Annotated in this window: 14 protein-coding genes and 1 pseudogene; 9 read left to right on the top strand and 6 right to left on the bottom strand. The window is 62.4% G+C overall.

What is annotated here, in order from left to right:
- Positions 1-36 precede the first annotated feature (36 nt).
- On the bottom strand, positions 37-771 hold the full coding sequence (locus BSF40_RS08595; protein ID WP_095964794.1) for a helix-turn-helix transcriptional regulator: 735 nt from the start codon (positions 769-771) through the stop codon (positions 37-39).
- 315 nt (positions 772-1,086) lie between these two features.
- Positions 1,087-2,016: a LysR family transcriptional regulator gene (locus tag BSF40_RS08590; protein ID WP_095964816.1), complete on the bottom strand. Its 930-nt coding sequence runs from the start codon at positions 2,014-2,016 to the stop codon at positions 1,087-1,089.
- Positions 2,017-2,141: 125 nt separating this feature from the next.
- Between BSF40_RS08590 and BSF40_RS08585 the strand changes: the two genes are divergently transcribed.
- Positions 2,142-3,155 (top strand): zinc-binding alcohol dehydrogenase family protein, encoded by a 1,014-nt coding sequence (locus BSF40_RS08585; RefSeq protein WP_015093332.1) that lies wholly within the window; start codon positions 2,142-2,144, stop codon positions 3,153-3,155.
- 237 nt (positions 3,156-3,392) lie between these two features.
- On the top strand, positions 3,393-3,566 hold the full coding sequence (locus BSF40_RS32675) for a hypothetical protein (RefSeq protein ID WP_007971850.1): 174 nt from the start codon (positions 3,393-3,395) through the stop codon (positions 3,564-3,566).
- Positions 3,567-3,574: 8 nt separating this feature from the next.
- Here BSF40_RS32675 and BSF40_RS08580 read toward each other — a convergent pair whose 3' ends face one another.
- Together BSF40_RS08580 and BSF40_RS08575 are read right to left on the bottom strand one after the other, a co-directional pair.
- On the bottom strand, positions 3,575-4,771 hold the full coding sequence (locus BSF40_RS08580) for a multidrug effflux MFS transporter (protein WP_095964793.1): 1,197 nt from the start codon (positions 4,769-4,771) through the stop codon (positions 3,575-3,577).
- Positions 4,772-4,861: 90 nt separating this feature from the next.
- Positions 4,862-5,059, bottom strand: coding sequence for a heavy-metal-associated domain-containing protein (locus tag BSF40_RS08575; protein WP_095964792.1), 198 nt, complete (start codon positions 5,057-5,059; stop codon positions 4,862-4,864).
- Between the two features lie 148 nt (positions 5,060-5,207).
- Between BSF40_RS08575 and BSF40_RS08570 the strand changes: the two genes are divergently transcribed.
- The 3 genes from BSF40_RS08570 to cueR all read left to right on the top strand — a co-directional run bounded on the left by BSF40_RS08570 (position 5,208) and on the right by cueR (position 8,586).
- On the top strand, positions 5,208-5,591 hold the full coding sequence (locus BSF40_RS08570; RefSeq protein ID WP_095964791.1) for a hypothetical protein: 384 nt from the start codon (positions 5,208-5,210) through the stop codon (positions 5,589-5,591).
- 191 nt (positions 5,592-5,782) lie between these two features.
- Positions 5,783-8,176: a heavy metal translocating P-type ATPase gene (locus BSF40_RS08565; protein WP_095964790.1), complete on the top strand. Its 2,394-nt coding sequence runs from the start codon at positions 5,783-5,785 to the stop codon at positions 8,174-8,176.
- A complete protein-coding gene (cueR, locus tag BSF40_RS08560; RefSeq protein ID WP_095964789.1) occupies positions 8,173-8,586 on the top strand; it encodes a Cu(I)-responsive transcriptional regulator in 414 nt (137 codons plus the stop codon). The genes BSF40_RS08565 and cueR overlap by 4 nt, the downstream gene beginning before the upstream one ends.
- 195 nt (positions 8,587-8,781) lie before the next feature.
- Here cueR and BSF40_RS08555 read toward each other — a convergent pair whose 3' ends face one another.
- On the bottom strand, positions 8,782-9,675 hold the full coding sequence (locus tag BSF40_RS08555; protein ID WP_095964788.1) for a PA4780 family RIO1-like protein kinase: 894 nt from the start codon (positions 9,673-9,675) through the stop codon (positions 8,782-8,784).
- 344 nt (positions 9,676-10,019) lie between these two features.
- Between BSF40_RS08555 and BSF40_RS33475 the strand changes: the two are divergent.
- Positions 10,020-11,210, top strand: a pseudogene (locus BSF40_RS33475) (cache domain-containing protein); the annotation flags it as partial.
- Between the two features lie 90 nt (positions 11,211-11,300).
- The gene (locus BSF40_RS33470) at positions 11,301-12,068 is read left to right on the top strand and encodes a methyl-accepting chemotaxis protein (protein ID WP_371319548.1); all 768 of its coding nucleotides are present in this window, start codon (positions 11,301-11,303) and stop codon (positions 12,066-12,068) included.
- Positions 12,069-12,231: 163 nt separating this feature from the next.
- Here BSF40_RS33470 and BSF40_RS08545 read toward each other — a convergent pair whose 3' ends face one another.
- Positions 12,232-13,509, bottom strand: a complete 1,278-nt coding sequence (locus BSF40_RS08545; protein ID WP_095964786.1) for an acetyl-CoA C-acetyltransferase — start codon at positions 13,507-13,509, stop codon at positions 12,232-12,234.
- A gap of 263 nt (positions 13,510-13,772) precedes the next feature.
- Here BSF40_RS08545 and BSF40_RS08540 point away from each other — a divergent pair, with 263 nt between their 5' ends.
- Complete coding sequence (locus BSF40_RS08540; RefSeq protein ID WP_095964785.1) at positions 13,773-15,125, top strand: 3-oxoacyl-ACP reductase; 1,353 nt, start codon at positions 13,773-13,775, stop codon at positions 15,123-15,125.
- 2 nt (positions 15,126-15,127) lie between these two features.
- Positions 15,128-15,982, top strand: a complete 855-nt coding sequence (locus tag BSF40_RS08535) for a MaoC/PaaZ C-terminal domain-containing protein (RefSeq protein ID WP_095964784.1) — start codon at positions 15,128-15,130, stop codon at positions 15,980-15,982.
- Positions 15,983-16,039: the final 57 nt, after the last annotated feature.

Genomic DNA, 16,039 nt, shown 5'->3' with positions numbered 1-16,039 from the left:
GCGAATGTGGCACCGCCATCGCCGGCAAGCCGGCGCCTACAGTGCCATTTCCAACTCGGTTTCCAGGGCAAAGCGATGAATTTCCCGTTGCCCGGAGGCCGTCACCTGCAAGGCTCGGGAATCGTTGGGCAGGCTCAGCCACCCCGACTGCAAGAACAGCTGCAACAAGGCGGCCCCCAGCGAGCCGCCCATGTGCGGGCGTCTTTCGCTCCAGTCAGGGCACGCGCAGGCAACCCTGCCGTTGTGATGGGCCAGCGCCTGGATGAACACTCCCCGTGCCGCCAACTCCGTCGCGCCCTTGAGCGTGACCGTAACCCGCTGATCCGAATGTTCGATCCAGCCCGCTTCCAGCAGTCGCTGATACAGGTCGGCGGACAGGGTACCCCCCAAGTGATCGTCGCACAGCCGGGCACTCAGCAGTGACGAGCGCACTGCCCGGGGTTTGACGAGTGGCGCATTACGCTTGAACACCTCCGGAATATCCTGGTGCGCGCTGGCGAAGGTCGCGCTGGCCAGCGCTTCGATTGCCGCCCCGACCTCGGGGGCAGCCATGCGGAAGAAGCGTTTGCGGCCACGGTTTTCAACCCTTAACAGACCTCCAGCGGACAAACGTCCCAGGTGTGCACTGGCCGAAGACGGTGACAGGCCGGCCAGCAATGCCAGCTCTTCGGTTGCTCGCGCCGAACCATCCATCAAGGCCCACATCATTGCGCTGCGCTTTGGGTCAGCCAGCAATGTGGCGATCTGGCTGATGCAAGGTGCATGTTCCATGTATTCACTCCCTGTTGAATCGTTTCGTCTTCTGACCAGAAACATCTTGACCAGTAATGTGTCGTCGGCCAATCCGTGGAAACTGCCATGAATCCGGCAACGCCTTGCTCACCCATTAGCGCTGCCTGGCCGATGCCGCGAAGGTCAGAAGGATGACCGTGCTGCCGGGCCGACTCGAACGTGGACCCGCCATTGGGGATCGACGCTACTTACATGATGAGAGCGCTAGTATATGCGGGTTGGTCGGCGGATCCTGTCCTCCGCCCGGCATAGGTGGTGATAGTTCCTGAGGGAAATTTCTCTTTTTTTGTGCGACTAATGATCGATATCCGAAAAGCCCGGAAATTGACTGCTCAATAGAGCGCATCGGCTGACAAGCATTTCGCGCAACAGGTTCACCGGCTTACTCAATTGCGCGCGATGGGCGCACAACAGATTCAACGGTGCGCGCTCGCAGAGCAGTTCCGGCATCAGCACCTTCAAGCGCTCGGCCAGTACATCGGCGGCGACATCGAGCCAGGATTTGTAGGCGATCCCGGCACCGGCCACGGCCCAAAGGCGAACGACATCCGCATCGTCACTGAAGCGATCGCCGCTGACGGTCAGGCTGACTTCGCGTTTGCCGTCGTGAAAACTCCAGTGATCGTGGACCCTGCTGCCGAGCATGTACAACAGGCAATTGTGCTGTGCCAGTTGCTCCAGATGTCGCGGTTCGCCGTGGCGAGCCAGATAGTCGGGAGCGGCGCACAACACCCGGCGGTTCTGCGGGGCGATGGGCAGCGCCACCAGGCTGGAGTCCTCCGGTTCACCGTAGCGCAGGGCAATGTCTACCGGCTGGCGGAACAGGTCGGCGATGCGATCACCCAGCAGCAGGCGCACGGTCAGTTTCGGATGCTCGCGCTGAAACTGGTCAAGCCAGGGCAACAGCAGATGGCGGCCAAAGTCCGACGGCGCCGACAGTTGCAGAACCCCGCTGACCTGGTCCTGACCGCTGGCCAGTAATCGCCGGCCCTCGTCGAGATTGCTCAAGGCCGCGCGGGCGTATTCGAGAAAGCCCTCGCCCTCGGCGGTCAAGCGCAAGCTGCGGGTCGAACGGGCCAATAGACGGGCGCCCAGTTGCTGTTCAATGCGCTTGAGCGCTGCACTGGCCACCGCCGCCGACATGTCCATGCCCCGCGCCGCGGCGGACAGACTGCCCAGGTCCGCCGCCCGGACAAACAACTGCAAGTCATCGAAACGCAGCATCAAGTGCACCGATTATCAAAAAAACATTGAAAGAGACTGCTCTTTTAGCCGGTTTTATCTTCCGGAGAAATAGCCAATCATCTACCCCATCGAATCGCTTCTTTATTAGTGTTCAGGAGTCGTCCATGAAAGCCATTGCCTACTACGCCTCGTTACCGATCAGTGATGACAAAGCCCTGCAAGACATCGAGTTGCCGGAGCCGGTTGCCGGCCCTCGCGACTTGCTGGTGGAAGTCAAAGCCATCTCGGTCAACCCGGTGGACACCAAGGTGCGCCAGAACGTCCAGCCCGAAGGCGGTGCAGCCAAGGTGCTGGGCTGGGACGTGGCTGGCGTGGTCAAGGCGGTGGGCAGTGAGGTGACGCTGTTCTCGGTCGGCGACAAGGTGTTTTACGCCGGCTCCATCGCCCGGGCGGGGGGCAACAGCGAATTGCATGTGGTGGACGAACGCATCGTCGGCCACATGCCCAAGACCCTGGGTTTCGCCGAGGCCGCCGCCCTGCCGCTGACCGCGATCACGGCGTGGGAACTGTTGTTCGAACGCCTGCAAGTGCGCGAAGGCAAAACCGACGAAGGCCAGAGCCTGTTGATCGTCGGCGCGGCAGGTGGCGTGGGCTCGATTCTTACGCAACTGGCTCACCAGCTGACGGCCCTGAAAGTCATCGGCACCGCTTCGCGTGCGCAGACCCAAAGCTGGGTGAAAGAGCTGGGTGCCGACCTGGTGATCGACCATGGCCAGCCACTGAGCGAAGCACTCAAGCGGGCCGGTGTGGATCAGGTCACCCACGTCGCCAGCCTGACCCAGACCGACCAGCACCTGGACCAACTGGTCGAGGCATTGGCGCCCCAAGGCAAGCTGGCACTGATCGATGACCCCAAGTCGCTGGACGTGACCAAGCTCAAGCGCAAGAGCCTGTCGCTGCACTGGGAGTTCATGTACACCCGTTCGCTGTTTGAAACCGCGGACATGATCGAGCAGCACAACCTGCTCAATCGCGTCGCCTGGCTGATCGATGCCGGAACACTGAAAACCACGGTGGGCGAACACTTCGGCACGATCAATGCGGCCAATTTGCGCCGTGCCCATGCCCTACTGGAAAGCGGCAAGGCCAAGGGCAAGATTGTGCTGGAAGGGTTTTGAAACGCTGTAAAAAATCCCTTTCCGGTTTCATCCTTTCTGCGTTTTTTCGTCTGCGACCGGAACGTCCCGGTCGCAGACAACCCCTTTGGACGCCATCGAAAAGTCGTGTTTTTTTTAGTTACAAACCGTCAGTCCGACAGTTGATCCTTGTCACAATGGTGCTCGTATTCAGGACTACAATCGAATCTCCTGCGAGGCAGTCTTTTGCGTAACGTCTTTTACAAGAGGAGTTCGGCTGTGAAGATCCTGATAAAAGAATTGGCAAAATCCCAGTGGCAAGTCCGCTTAGACCAGCATGCGGTGACGTTCCGCAGCGAAGCAGAAGCTCGCGCTTTCACGCGTACCCTCGAAGCCCGTATCCAGGCCCCTCACCAGATCCCCATCCTCCACCCGCAGCGTGCTGCCGGCTGATTCCGGCCTCAAACCTGGGCTTGCGCCAGCGCCCGGGCATTTTGCAAACGCCGGGTGAGCACCGCAGCGCTCACCACCAGCATTCCGCACAGGCTGATGACCATGGCCATCGGCACGGCGCTGCCATCGTGCAAAACGCCCACCAGCGCGGAGGCGCCGGCCGCCACACTGAACTGCAGGCAACCGAGCAGCGCCGACGCGCTGCCGGCCCGTGCGCCCTGCCCGCTCATCGCGCAGGCGGCGGCGTTGGGGCTGATGCAACCGAGGCTGGAAATACAGACGAACAATGGAATCAGCAGCGGCCACAGGTGGGCCGTATGCAGAGCGCTGACAGCGAGCAGGGTCAGACCGGCCGCGAGATAAACCCACACCGCGCGCGCCAGCAAGAAGGTCGGGCCACGTTTGGCCAGCAGCCGCGCGTTGACCTGCGCCACCAGAATGAAGCCCGCCGCATTGGTACCGAACAACCAGCCGAAATGCTCGGCCGGAACGCCGTAGAGCTTGATGATGATGAAGGGTGAACCGGCGATGTAGGCAAACATCCCGGCGATGGCGATGCCCCCGGTCAAGGCGTGGCCAAGAAATATCGGGTCGGCCAGCAACCGACCGTACTGGCGCAGCGCGCCCGACAGCGGTTGGCGCGGTATGTGGGCCGGCAAGCTTTCCGGCAATCCCGTGGCCACCGCCAGCCCCGCCAACGCACTGAACCCGGTCAAGGCCAGGAAGATCGACTGCCAGCCAGTGGTGTTGACCAGCAACCCACCCAGCAAGGGCGCGAGGATAGGCGCGAGCCCCATCACCAGCATCAACTGTGAAAAGACTTTCGCCGAGCCCACTGCATCACATTTGTCGCTGACTACCGCCCGGGAAATCACCATGCCCGCGCAGCCACCCAAAGCCTGGACGAAACGGGCACCGATCAGCCACTCCAGATTCGGCGCATAGGCGCACGCCACCGAGGCCGCGGTGAACAGGCCGACACCGGTGAGCAACGGAATGCGTCGCCCGAAACGATCCGCTACCGGGCCATAGGCCAACTGACCGATGGACAAGCCGAGGAAGTAGGCCGCCAACGTCATCTGGACGTGATTTTCGTCCGTGCCGAAAGCCAGCGCCATGGCCGGGAAGGCCGGCAGGTAGAAATCGATCGCCAGCGGACCGAAGGCGCTCAAGGCGCCGAGAATCAGAATGGTACGGAAGTTCATCAGGCATCCAGTGAGGCAGGAGTCGGCAGCCCGACAGTCTAGCCGCGCATGGACGCCTTGAACATTCCGGTAGCTCGCTAACTATCAAAATCAGGCCAGTTTGGCGCCATACCCCTCCTCGCTGATCGCCTCGATCACTTGCTGGGCAGTCAGCGCACTTTCGACACCGACTTCTTTAGCCGCCAGATCGACCCGCACACTGGCCGCCGGGTCCTTGGCCTGCACGGCCTGAGTGATGGCCTTGACGCAGTGGCCACAAGACATGCCTTCAACGTTGAACACTTGCATGGGATGACTCCTTTTCCGAGGGTTGAGTCCAGCTTCGAGCTTGCCACCATGGCAAGGTCAAGTTCTGAAATTAGCTGCCGGGCTGGCAATCGGCGCGACGCTCGGCCAAGCTGCGTCCATCAATGACTCGAACTCAGGAGATTCAGCCATGCGCTGGTCGGTTTTCAGCCTGTTTGGCTTTCTCAGCCTTTTCTCCGCCGTGCCTTCGGTCAATGCTGCCGGTCAGGATTATGGCGTGCTGATCATTTCCCGCGAGCGCCTGGAAGTCGCGACCAGCTGCGAGATCGGTGTGTACATCCAGGACCAATTGGCAGCGCGGCTGTTTCAGGAGCAGAGCACCTCGTTCAACCTGCCGCCCGGCATCGTCTCACTGCGCCTCAAGTTACTCCCGGGGCAGATGCCGGGTTGCAATCCGGGCATGCTCGCGCCGGGCTCTCAGGACATCCAGCTCAAGGCCGGGGATGTGCTCAAGTACCGGATCGCGATGACGCAGGAAGGGATGTACCTGAAACGCGCCGGTCTCGGCTACTGACCCACAACCCTTGTGGGAGCGGGCTTGCTCGCGAAAGCGGTGTGTCATGCAACATTGATGTCGACTGACACGACGCCTTCGCGAGCAAGCCCGCTCCCACATTCACTCAGTGGCACGTCTAAGATTGGCACTTGACCTTGCCAGCATGGCAAGGTTGATCCTGTGGTCATCTACTACAGGGAGTGCGACCGATGTCCGAATCCACCACGTTCGACCTGCCGATTGCCGGCATGACCTGCGCCAGTTGCGCCGGGCGTGTCGAGCGCGCCTTGAGCAAAGTCATTGGCGCCAGTGCCGTCAGCGTCAACCTCGCCACGGAACAGGCCCGGGTCCAGGCACCCAGCGACAGCCTGCCAGCCCTGATGGATGCCGTGGCCAAGGCCGGCTACAGCGTGCCGCAGCAAAGCCTGGAACTGAGCATCGACGGCATGACCTGCGCGTCCTGCGTCGGTCGGGTCGAGCGGGCGCTGGGCAAGGTGGCGGGCGTGAAAAGCGTCAGCGTCAACCTGGCCAACGAACGCGCCCACCTCGAACTGCTCGGTCAGGTCGATCCGCAAACCTTGATCGCGGCCGTGACCAAGGCCGGTTACACCGCCAGCGTATGGGAAGCCGAACACCCGCCGGCCGACAATCAGCAACAGCGCCTGCATCGCGAACGCCTGGCCTTGATCATGGCCATCGTCCTCGCCTTGCCGCTGGTCTTGCCGATGCTGCTGCAACCGTTCGGCGTGCACTGGATGCTCCCGGCCTGGGTGCAATTCGCCTTGGCCACGCCAGTGCAATTCATCTTCGGTGCACGGTTTTACGTCGCTGCCTGGAAAGCCGTACGCGCCGGGGCCGGCAACATGGATTTGCTGGTGGCCCTGGGCACCAGCGCCGGTTATGGCTTGAGTGTGTATGAATGGGCCACCGCCGCCGGGCGCATGCCGCACCTGTATTTCGAAGCCTCGGCGGTGGTGATCGCCCTGGTATTGCTGGGCAAGTACCTGGAAAGCCGCGCCAAGCGCCAGACCGCCAGCGCCATCCGCGCCCTCGAAGCCTTGCGCCCGGAACGGGCGATTCAGGTGCTCGATGGCCGCGAGCAGGAAGTCGCCATCAGCGCCCTGCGCCTTAATGACCTGGTGATGGTCAAACCCGGAGAGCGCTTCCCGGTCGATGGCGAAGTGATAGAAGGCCAGAGCCACGCCGATGAAGCCCTGATCAGCGGCGAAAGCCTGCCCGTGCCCAAACAGCCCGGCGACAAAGTCACGGGCGGCGCGATCAACGGTGAAGGCCGGTTGCTGGTGCGTACCCAGGCCCTCGGTGCGGAAACCGTACTGGCACGGATCATCCGCCTGGTGGAAGACGCCCAGGCCGCAAAGGCGCCGATCCAGAAACTGGTGGATAAAGTCAGCCAGGTGTTCGTGCCCACCGTGCTGCTGATTGCCCTGGCAACCCTGATCGGCTGGTGGCTGTATGGCGCGCCGATGGAAACCGCGCTGATCAACGCCGTCGCGGTGCTGGTGATCGCCTGCCCTTGCGCACTGGGCCTGGCCACGCCGACGGCGATCATGGCCGGCACCGGCGTGGCGGCACGCTACGGGATTCTGATCAAGGACGCCGAAGCCCTGGAGCGTGCCCATGAGGTCAGCGCGGTGGTGTTCGACAAGACCGGCACCCTGACCTCCGGCGCCCCGCGCATTGCTCATCTGAGTGCCATCGACGGCAATGAAGCGAGCCTGCTGCAACGGGCCGGCGCCCTACAACGCGGCAGTGAGCATCCGCTGGCCAAGGCTGTTCTGGATGCCTGTGCCGAACGCCACTTGACGGTGGCCGACGTCAGCGACAGCCAGTCCCTGACCGGCCGCGGCATTGCCGGCACACTGGAGGGGCGTCGCCTGGCCCTGGGCAATCGTCGCCTGCTGGAGGACAGCGGCTTGAGCGCCGGACCGTTGGCTGACTCGGCGATCGCGTGGGAACAAGAAGGCCGGACCTTGTCCTGGCTGATCGAACAATCCCCCGATCCCCACGTGCTGGGCCTGTTCGCCTTCGGTGACACCCTCAAGCCCGGCGCGCTGCAAGCGGTGCAGCAACTGAGCGCACGGAACATCAGCAGCCACCTGCTGACGGGCGATAATCGCGGTAGCGCCAAGGTGGTGGCCGAGGCGTTGGGCATCCAGGACGTGCATGCCGAAGTGTTGCCGGCGGACAAAGCCGCGACGGTCGCCGCACTGAAAGAAACCGGCGTGGTGGCGATGGTCGGCGACGGCATCAATGACGCCCCGGCACTGGCCGCCGCCGACATCGGCATCGCCATGGGTGGCGGCACCGACGTCGCCATGCACGCGGCCGGCATCACCCTGATGCGTGGCGATCCGCAACTGGTACCGGCTGCATTGGAGATCAGTCGCAAGACTTACGCCAAGATTCGGCAGAACCTGTTCTGGGCCTTTGTCTATAACCTGATCGGCATTCCGCTGGCGGCGTTTGGCTTCCTCAATCCAGTGCTGGCCGGTGCAGCCATGGCCTTGTCGAGCGTCAGCGTGGTGAGCAATGCGCTACTGTTGAAAACCTGGAAACCCAAGGACCTGGAGGACAACCGATGAACATCGGCCAAGCGGCCCGCCACAGTGGCCTGAGCGCAAAGATGATCCGTTATTACGAATCCATCGGCCTGCTCAAGGCGGCCCATCGCACCGACAGCGGTTACCGGGTGTATGGCGATGACGATCTGCACACGCTGGCGTTCATCAAGCGCTCGCGGGACCTGGGGTTTTCCCTGGAAGAAGTCGGCAAGTTGCTGACCCTCTGGCAAGACCGCCAGCGCGCCAGCGCCGATGTGAAGGCTTTGGCCCGTCAGCATATCGATGAGCTGAACCGGAAGATCCGTGAATTGGGGCAGTTGCGTGATACGTTGCAGGATCTGGTTGAACACTGCCATGGCGACCATCGGCCGGATTGCCCGATTCTGAAAAACCTTGAGTCGGGATGCTGTGCCGAACCGGTTCGCCCCTGAACCATTGATGCTAAATGCAGCGACGCCTTCGCGGGCAAGCCCGCTCCCACAGGGTTTGTGAATGTATGGAGCAGATGTGGGCAACTCGATCCTTGTGGGAGCGGGCTTGCCCGCGAAGGCGGACTGTCAGGCGACAGAGGTGTTGGATCTGCCCCCACAAAAAACCCGGCCGAAGCCGGGTTTTTCTTCAGCCGATCACTGCATCCACGGCGGAGGCGGTTCTTCGGTCTTGCCCGGCGGCGCATCGTCCGCCGCGCGAGCCGCTTGCTTGCGTTCTTCATCCAGGCGTGCGGCCTCGATTTCGCGCATGATGCCGCCCACATCGGCCAGCTCTTGCGTGTCGGCGAACTCGCCGGTCAGGACACTGGCCGGGTGCAAGGTGCCGGCCTCGTACAAGGCCCACATTTCCTTGGCGTATTTGGTCTTTTTCAACTCCGGCGCAAACCGCCCGAAGTAGGACGCCATGTTGCCCACGTCGCGCTCCAGCATGCTGAACGCGTGGTTGTTGCCCGCCGCGTCCACTGCTTGCGGCAGGTCGATGATCACCGGGCCGGTCGGCGTCAGCAGCACGTTGAACTCGGACAAGTCGCCGTGCACCAGACCGGTACACAGCATCAGCACGATCTGCGAAATCAGGAACGCGTGATATTCGCGGGCCTGGTCCGGTTCCAGCACCACATCGTTCAGACGCGGCGCGGCATCACCGTACTCGTCGGCCACCAGCTCCATGAGCAGCACGCCTTCAAGGAAGTCGAACGGTTTGGGTACCCGCACACCGGCATTGGCCAGGCGGAACAGCGCCGCCACTTCAGCGTTCTGCCAGGCGTCTTCGGTTTCCTTGCGGCCAAACTTGGAACCCTTGGCCATCGCCCGGGCCTGACGGCTGTTGCGCACCTTGCGGCCTTCCTGATACTCGGCCGCCTGACGAAAACTGCGTTTGTTCGCCTCCTTGTAGACCTTCGCGCAACGTAACTGGTTACCGCAGCGCACCACATAAACAGCTGCTTCTTTACCACTCATGAGTGGGCGCAGCACCTCGTCGACCAGACCGTCCTCGATCAGGGGTTCAATGCGTTTTGGAGTCTTCATCAGCTTTTATTGTGGGTCCTTTATTACCAAACACGCGAAAGTCATTCGTTATACGGCAATCCACTCACGGGGGGGAGGGGTTGCCGACTTATGATCATTGCAGAAGCACACAATGTGCCGATTTCATCGGATAAAACCGACGACCGCCACGGATCGTTCCAGATCATAGCCGAGCCTGCGTCACTTGTTGTGCAAGGGCAAAGAGGGCAATTGCGACAGAAGCTGACTCCACAGTTCGTACCTTCCGTAGGATTTTTCCCAACAGGCCTCAATTTCCTCCGACAACAGCCGAAGTCCTTAGTGACAAAGTGATTTGTCCGACAATCGCTGCCACAACAAAAGCGATGCCGCACTCAAGGACCCGGGTTGACCAAGAACGATTACGGCTGCCAATAAACCGCGAGTCATCTGCACTGCGTGGGCCTACAAGAAAATCTGGAGCGCGGATGAACATCAAACAGAAGTTGACCTGGGCGTTTGCAATCATCGCCTGCCTGCCCGTGGTGCTGGTCGCCACCCTCGTTGTGCTGAACCTGCGCAGTGATGCCAGAGACGAATTTATCGACGGCAGTGCCCGAGAGATTCGTCAGGTCAGCAACGCCATGCAATTGTTCTTTGACAGCATCAGCCAGAACGTCGATTACCTGGCCAAGCAGCCGCTGATCCGAAACTCCGACGACAGCCTCAAGACTTACATGGCCGCCAACGCCGAGAGTGTTCCCCAGGGCGAGATGGACAAGAAGGTCTTCACCCTGCTCCAGGACCTGGGCAACAGCCACCCGTCCTACGCCTATGCCATCCTTGGCACGGCGGCGGGCGGCTACGTGTCGTGGCCGGATGATCCGAAGCTGAACAACTACGACCCACGCCAGCGCCCCTGGTACAAGGCCGCCCAGGCCAAGCCGGGCAAGCCGTTTCGCACCGAGGCTTACTACTGGGCCCAGGACGACGCGACCTACGTCAGCACCGTGCGCACCATCGACAACAAGCTGGGCACCAACGGTGGCGTGGTCAGCATCGACGTGACGCTCAAGCAGCTCACCGAAATCGTCAAACAGATCAAGCTCGGTGAAACCGGCTACCTGATGCTGCTGGAAAACACCGGCACGGTCCTGGTGGATCCGAAACAACCGGAACACAACTTCAAACCGCTGAACAGCCTGGGCGAGGGCTACGCGCAACTGGCCAAGGCCGGCAAGGGCCTGGTGGAAGTGGAGTTGAACGGCGAGCGCTACATGGCCAACGTCTGGCCGTCGGAGCAACTGGGCTGGACCTTCATCGGCCTGATCAAACAGAACGACGTGATGAACTCCGCGACCCGGTTGACCTGGTTGATCGCCATCATCGCCGCCGTCCTGGCCGTCATCTTCGCCATCGTCGGCGCCAGTTTTGCCAGCCTCATCGTGCGTCCGATCCGCAGCGTGGCCAGCGGCCTGGAAGGCATCGCCCAAGGCGAAGGCGACCTGACCCAGAACCTGCAAATCCGTGGCAACGACGAAACCGCGCAGTTGGCCAACTGGTTCAACCAGTTCCTGACCGCGATTCGCAACCTGATCCAGAACATCGGCGGCGCGGCGGGCAAGATCCTCGCCACCTCCAAGAGTTCGACCCAGGTCTCCAGCGACATGGCCGAAGCCGCCGGACGCCAGCGCGAAGCGGTGGACATGGTGTCCACGGCGTTCCACGAAATGGTCGCCACCGCCAACGAAGTTGCGCGCTCTTGCAGCCAGGCGGCGGAATCCGCCGACAGTGGCCAGCGCCAGGCGCGCGAAGGTCAGCAACAGATCGATGCGGCGGTGAACAGCGTTGATCGCCTGAGCCAGGAAATCGAACAGTCAGCCCAGTCGATGCAACAACTGGAGCGCGACAGCAACGACATTCAGTCGATCCTGGGGACCATCCGTTCGATCGCCGAACAGACCAACCTGCTGGCGCTGAACGCCGCGATCGAAGCGGCCCGGGCCGGTGAACAAGGCCGCGGCTTTGCCGTGGTGGCCGACGAAGTACGAGCCCTGGCCAAGCGCACGGCCGACTCCACGGCGGAAATCGACGGACTGCTGGGCAACCTGGCCAAACGCACCAGCCAGGTGACCCAACAGATGCACGCCAGCCTGGAAGTGTCCCAGCAATCGGTGACGCGCATCGGTGAGGCGCGCAACAGCTTCGGGCAGATTCGCGAGTCGGTGGATGTGATCCGTGACATGAACACCCAGATCGCCACGGCGGCGGAACAACAGCATCAAGTGGCCGAAGACATCAACCGGCACATCAGCCAGATCCATGGCGATGCGCAACTGGTGGCGGAATTGGCCAACTCGGCACGCCTGGACTCCCAGAGCCTGGCCGGGCTGTCGAACGAGCTGGACGGGCTGGTGCGCAGGTTCCGCACCTGATTCGCAACAACACCACTGAAGGTCGTCTGTAAACACGACACTTGTGAACATAGGAGATCAATTGTGGGAGCGGGCTTGCTCGCGAAAGCGGTATGGCAGTCAACATTGATGTTGAAGCTGATGCCCTTTTCGCGAGCAAGCCCGCTCCCACAGTTGTTTTAACTCAGCGTTCGATGATCGCGGTCACACCCTGCCCACCCGCCGCACAAATCGAAATCAGCCCCCGCCCCTTGCCCGCCGTATCCAGCAACTTCGCCAGGTTGGCGACGATGCGCCCACCGGTGGCGGCAAACGGATGCCCTGCCGCCAGTGAACTGCCCTTGACGTTGAGCCGACTGCGGTCAATAGAGCCCAACGGCGCATCGAGCCCCAGACGGGTTTTGCAGTACTGCGGATCCTCCCACGCCTTCAATGTGCACAGCACTTGCGCGGCGAAAGCTTCGTGGATTTCGTAGTAGTCGAAGTCCTGCAAGCTCAGGCCATTGCGCGCGAGCAAACGCGGCACGGCGTAGACCGGCGCCATCAACAACCCTTCGGCACCGTTGACGAAATCCACCGCCGCCGCCTCGCCGTCACGCCAATACGCGAGAATCGGCAACCCTCGCGCCTTCGCCCATTCCTCGCTGCCCAGCAGCACCAGTGACGCCCCGTCGGTCAGCGGCGTGGAGTTGCCCGCCGTCAGGGTGCCCTTGGCGCTTTTCTCATAGGCCGGCTTGAGTGCGGCGAGCTTTTCCAGGGTCGAATCCGGGCGCAGATTGTTGTCGCGGGTGAGCCCCAGGAACGGCGTCATCAGATCGTTGTGCCAGCCTTCGGCATAGGACGCCGCCAGTTTCTGATGGCTCTCAAGCGCCAATTGATCCTGGGCTTCGCGCGGGATGTTCCAGGTCTGGGCCATCAGCTCGCAATGTTGCCCCATGGACAACCCCGTGCGCGGCTCACCGTTGCGCGGGAACTCGGGGATCAGATGTTTGGGGCGCAATTGCAGGAAGGTCTTCAGTTTGTCGCCGGTGGTTTTCGCGCGATTGGCTTGCAGGAGGATTTTGCGCAACCCTTCACTGACGCTGATCGGAGCATCCGAGGTGGTGTCCACGCCACCGGCGATGCCGCAGTCGATCTGGCCCAGGGCAATCTTGTTCGCCACCAGCAACGCCGCTTCCAGCCCGGTGCCGCACGCCTGCTGGATGTCGTAGGCCGGGGTGGCGGGCGACAACCGCGAGCCGAGCACGCACTCGCGTGTGAGGTTCATGTCCCGCGCCAACTTGAGCACGGCGCCGGCGACCACTTCGCCGATGCGCTGGCCATGCAGGTTGTAGCGCTCGATCAGACCCTCGAGGGCAGCGGTGAGCATCACCTGGTTACTGGCCGTGGCGTAGGGGCCGTTGGAGCGGGCGAAAGGAATCCGGTTACCGCCGATGATCGCGACGCGGCGCAGCTGGGTCATGAGGAACTCCTGATGAATTATCTGAACTGAACACTGCCCCTTGTGGGAGCGGGCTTGCTCGCGAAGGCGTCGTGTCAGTCGACATCAATGTTGCATGACACTCCGCTTTCGCGAGCAAGCCCGCTCCCACAGGGACTGCGTGCACCATAAGTCCTGCGACAAACTAATCTGCTGTAACCAAGCGTAGGCCTTATCTCGTGGATCGAACGACTGATCGCCATTCATGGTCCACACTTTGAACCTCAGCTTTCGGAGCGCGTTCCATGTCTGACCGCTATATCGACTTCGCCAATTCGTCCATCGGCCATCGCCTGGTCGGTGCCCTGGGGTTGCCGGCACCGACTCGACTGGAGCGCTGGCAGGCAGGCCGGCTGCGGCCCGTGGAAGGTGCGCTGCTGATCGGCGGCGGGCCATTGGCGGAACACGTCAGTGCCTTCGCCAACCGCCTGACCGACGCGATCTACAGCTACGGCACCGAGCCTTCGATGGCCACGGCCTGGATTCCCGGCCACGGACCGAAACTCAAGGCCGTGGTGTTCGACGCCAGTGACCTGCTGCACACCGATCAGCTCAAGCAACTGCGTGAGTTCTTCCAGCCGTTGATGAAGAACCTCGATCACTGTGCGCACCTGGTGATTCTCGGACGCGATCCGCAAACCCTGCGTGACCCGTTCGCCGCCAGTGCCCAGCGTGCCCTGGAGGGATTCAGCCGTTCCCTGGCCAAGGAATTACGCAGCGGTGGCACCCTGCAATTGATCTACGTCGGCGAAGGGGCCGAGGCGCAACTGGAAGGTCCGCTGCGGTTTTTTCTCTCGCCCAAAAGCGCCTTCGTGTCCGGGCAGGTCATTCGCCTGAATCCGTGCTCGACGCCCGTCAGCGACTGGACGCGCCCGCTCGCCGGGCGTAAGGCACTGGTTACCGGCGCAGCACGCGGCATTGGTGCCGCCATCGCCGAGACCCTGGCCCGTGACGGTGCCGACGTCATCCTGCTCGACGTGCCCGCGGCCAAAACCGATCTCGAAGCCCTCGCCGCACGCCTCGGCGGGCGCAGCATCAGCCTCGACATCTGCGCCGAAGACGCCGCCGCGCAGTTGATCGAACAATTGCCCGACGGCCTCGACATCGTGGTGCACAACGCCGGCATCACCCGCGATAAAACCCTGGCCAACATGACCCCGGACTTCTGGGACGCCGTACTGGCCGTCAACCTCAACGCACCGCAAGTGCTGACCAAAGCCCTGCTCGATAGCGGCGCCCTGCACGACAACGCCCGGGTGATTCTGCTGGCCTCCATCAGCGGCATCGCCGGCAATCGCGGGCAAACCAACTACGCCGCGAGCAAGGCCGGGCTCATAGGCCTGGCGCAAGCCTGGGCGCCGCTGCTCACCGAACGCGGCATCAGCATCAACGCCGTGGCACCGGGATTCATCGAAACGCAAATGACCGCGCACATCCCCTTTGGCCTGCGTGAAGCCGGACGGCGCATGAGCACCCTCGGCCAGGGCGGCCTGCCACAGGACGTCGCCGAAGCCGTGGCCTGGCTCGCGCAACCGGGCACCGGCGCATACACCGGGCAAGCGTTGCGCGTATGCGGGCAAAGCGTTCTGGGGGCTTGAGGATGATCACCGACTGGCACACTCTCAACCGCGAACCCAGCCTCCCGGGGTTGTACGCACGAGCGGCGACACGGCGAAAAATCACCGGCACCACCCTGCCCGATTCGGGTTTGCGCTGCTGGGTCGACGTCGATCCCAGACGCCTGGCGGCCTATCGCAAGGTCTGTGGCTTTGCCGACAACGGCCTGCTGCCGCCGACCTATCCGCATATCCTCGGCTTTGCCTTGCAGATGCAATTGCTCACGGCCAGGGACTTCCCGTTCCCGCTGCTGGGCCTGATTCACCTGAGCAATCGGATTCGTCTGCTACGCCCCATGGGCGGGGTGAATCGGGCGCGTGTCAGCGTGCAGGTGCAGAACCTGCAACCCCACGCCAAAGGCGCGACGTTCGATTTGCTGACCACCCTCGACGATCAACTGGGGCCGTTGTGGGAGGCACAAAGCCGGATGCTCTGCCGCGGCGTCAAACTCGAGGGCGAACCACTTGAGGAGAACCTGGTAACGAGTCTGGACATGAACGAAGTCGAACACTGGAAAGCGCCCTCGGACATCGGCCGGCAATACGCCAAGGTGTCCGGCGACTACAACCCGATCCACCTGAGCGCGGCCAGCGCCCGACTCTTCGGCTTCCCGACCGCCATCGCCCATGGCCTGTGGAACAAGGCGCGCACGTTGGCGGCACTGGCCGGGCACCTGCCTGTGGCGAACGTCGAGATCGCCGTGCAGTTCAAGAAGCCGGTGCGGTTGCCCGGTGAGGTGACGCTGCTGGCCAGCGAGCCGGGGGCGAGCGGGGACTTTCAGTTGGTGGGTGTCGGAGAGCTGGAGCATATGGTCGGGCATTGGCGGCCGGTGGCCTGACAAGGCCGATGCCTGTGGCGAGGAAGCTTGTCGGGCGGGCGCTACGCACCCGAGCGG

The sequence above is a fragment of the Pseudomonas sp. ACN5 genome, assembly GCF_002303975.1.
Lineage (GTDB): Bacteria > Pseudomonadota > Gammaproteobacteria > Pseudomonadales > Pseudomonadaceae > Aquipseudomonas > Aquipseudomonas laurylsulfatiphila.
The sequence above is the reverse complement of the archived record's forward strand: the minus strand, read 5'-3'. Positions and strand labels throughout refer to the sequence as shown.

What these genes read in the sequence shown, in the direction of transcription:
- cueR (WP_095964789.1), top strand. Translation starts at nt 8,173, where the DNA reads ATGAACATCGGCCAAGCGGCCCGCCACAGTGGCCTGAGCGCAAAGATG.
- BSF40_RS08565 (WP_095964790.1), top strand. Translation starts at nt 5,783, where the DNA reads ATGTCCGAATCCACCACGTTCGACCTGCCGATTGCCGGCATGACCTGC.
- BSF40_RS08555 (WP_095964788.1), bottom strand. Translation starts at nt 9,675, where the DNA reads ATGAAGACTCCAAAACGCATTGAACCCCTGATCGAGGACGGTCTGGTC.
- BSF40_RS08580 (WP_095964793.1), bottom strand. Translation starts at nt 4,771, where the DNA reads ATGAACTTCCGTACCATTCTGATTCTCGGCGCCTTGAGCGCCTTCGGT.
- BSF40_RS33470 (WP_371319548.1), top strand. Translation starts at nt 11,301, where the DNA reads ATGGCCGAAGCCGCCGGACGCCAGCGCGAAGCGGTGGACATGGTGTCC.
- BSF40_RS08540 (WP_095964785.1), top strand. Translation starts at nt 13,773, where the DNA reads ATGTCTGACCGCTATATCGACTTCGCCAATTCGTCCATCGGCCATCGC.
- BSF40_RS08595 (WP_095964794.1), bottom strand. Translation starts at nt 771, where the DNA reads ATGGAACATGCACCTTGCATCAGCCAGATCGCCACATTGCTGGCTGAC.
- BSF40_RS08535 (WP_095964784.1), top strand. Translation starts at nt 15,128, where the DNA reads ATGATCACCGACTGGCACACTCTCAACCGCGAACCCAGCCTCCCGGGG.
- BSF40_RS08575 (WP_095964792.1), bottom strand. Translation starts at nt 5,059, where the DNA reads ATGCAAGTGTTCAACGTTGAAGGCATGTCTTGTGGCCACTGCGTCAAG.
- BSF40_RS08585 (WP_015093332.1), top strand. Translation starts at nt 2,142, where the DNA reads ATGAAAGCCATTGCCTACTACGCCTCGTTACCGATCAGTGATGACAAA.
- BSF40_RS08590 (WP_095964816.1), bottom strand. Translation starts at nt 2,016, where the DNA reads ATGCTGCGTTTCGATGACTTGCAGTTGTTTGTCCGGGCGGCGGACCTG.
- BSF40_RS08545 (WP_095964786.1), bottom strand. Translation starts at nt 13,509, where the DNA reads ATGACCCAGCTGCGCCGCGTCGCGATCATCGGCGGTAACCGGATTCCT.
- BSF40_RS08570 (WP_095964791.1), top strand. Translation starts at nt 5,208, where the DNA reads ATGCGCTGGTCGGTTTTCAGCCTGTTTGGCTTTCTCAGCCTTTTCTCC.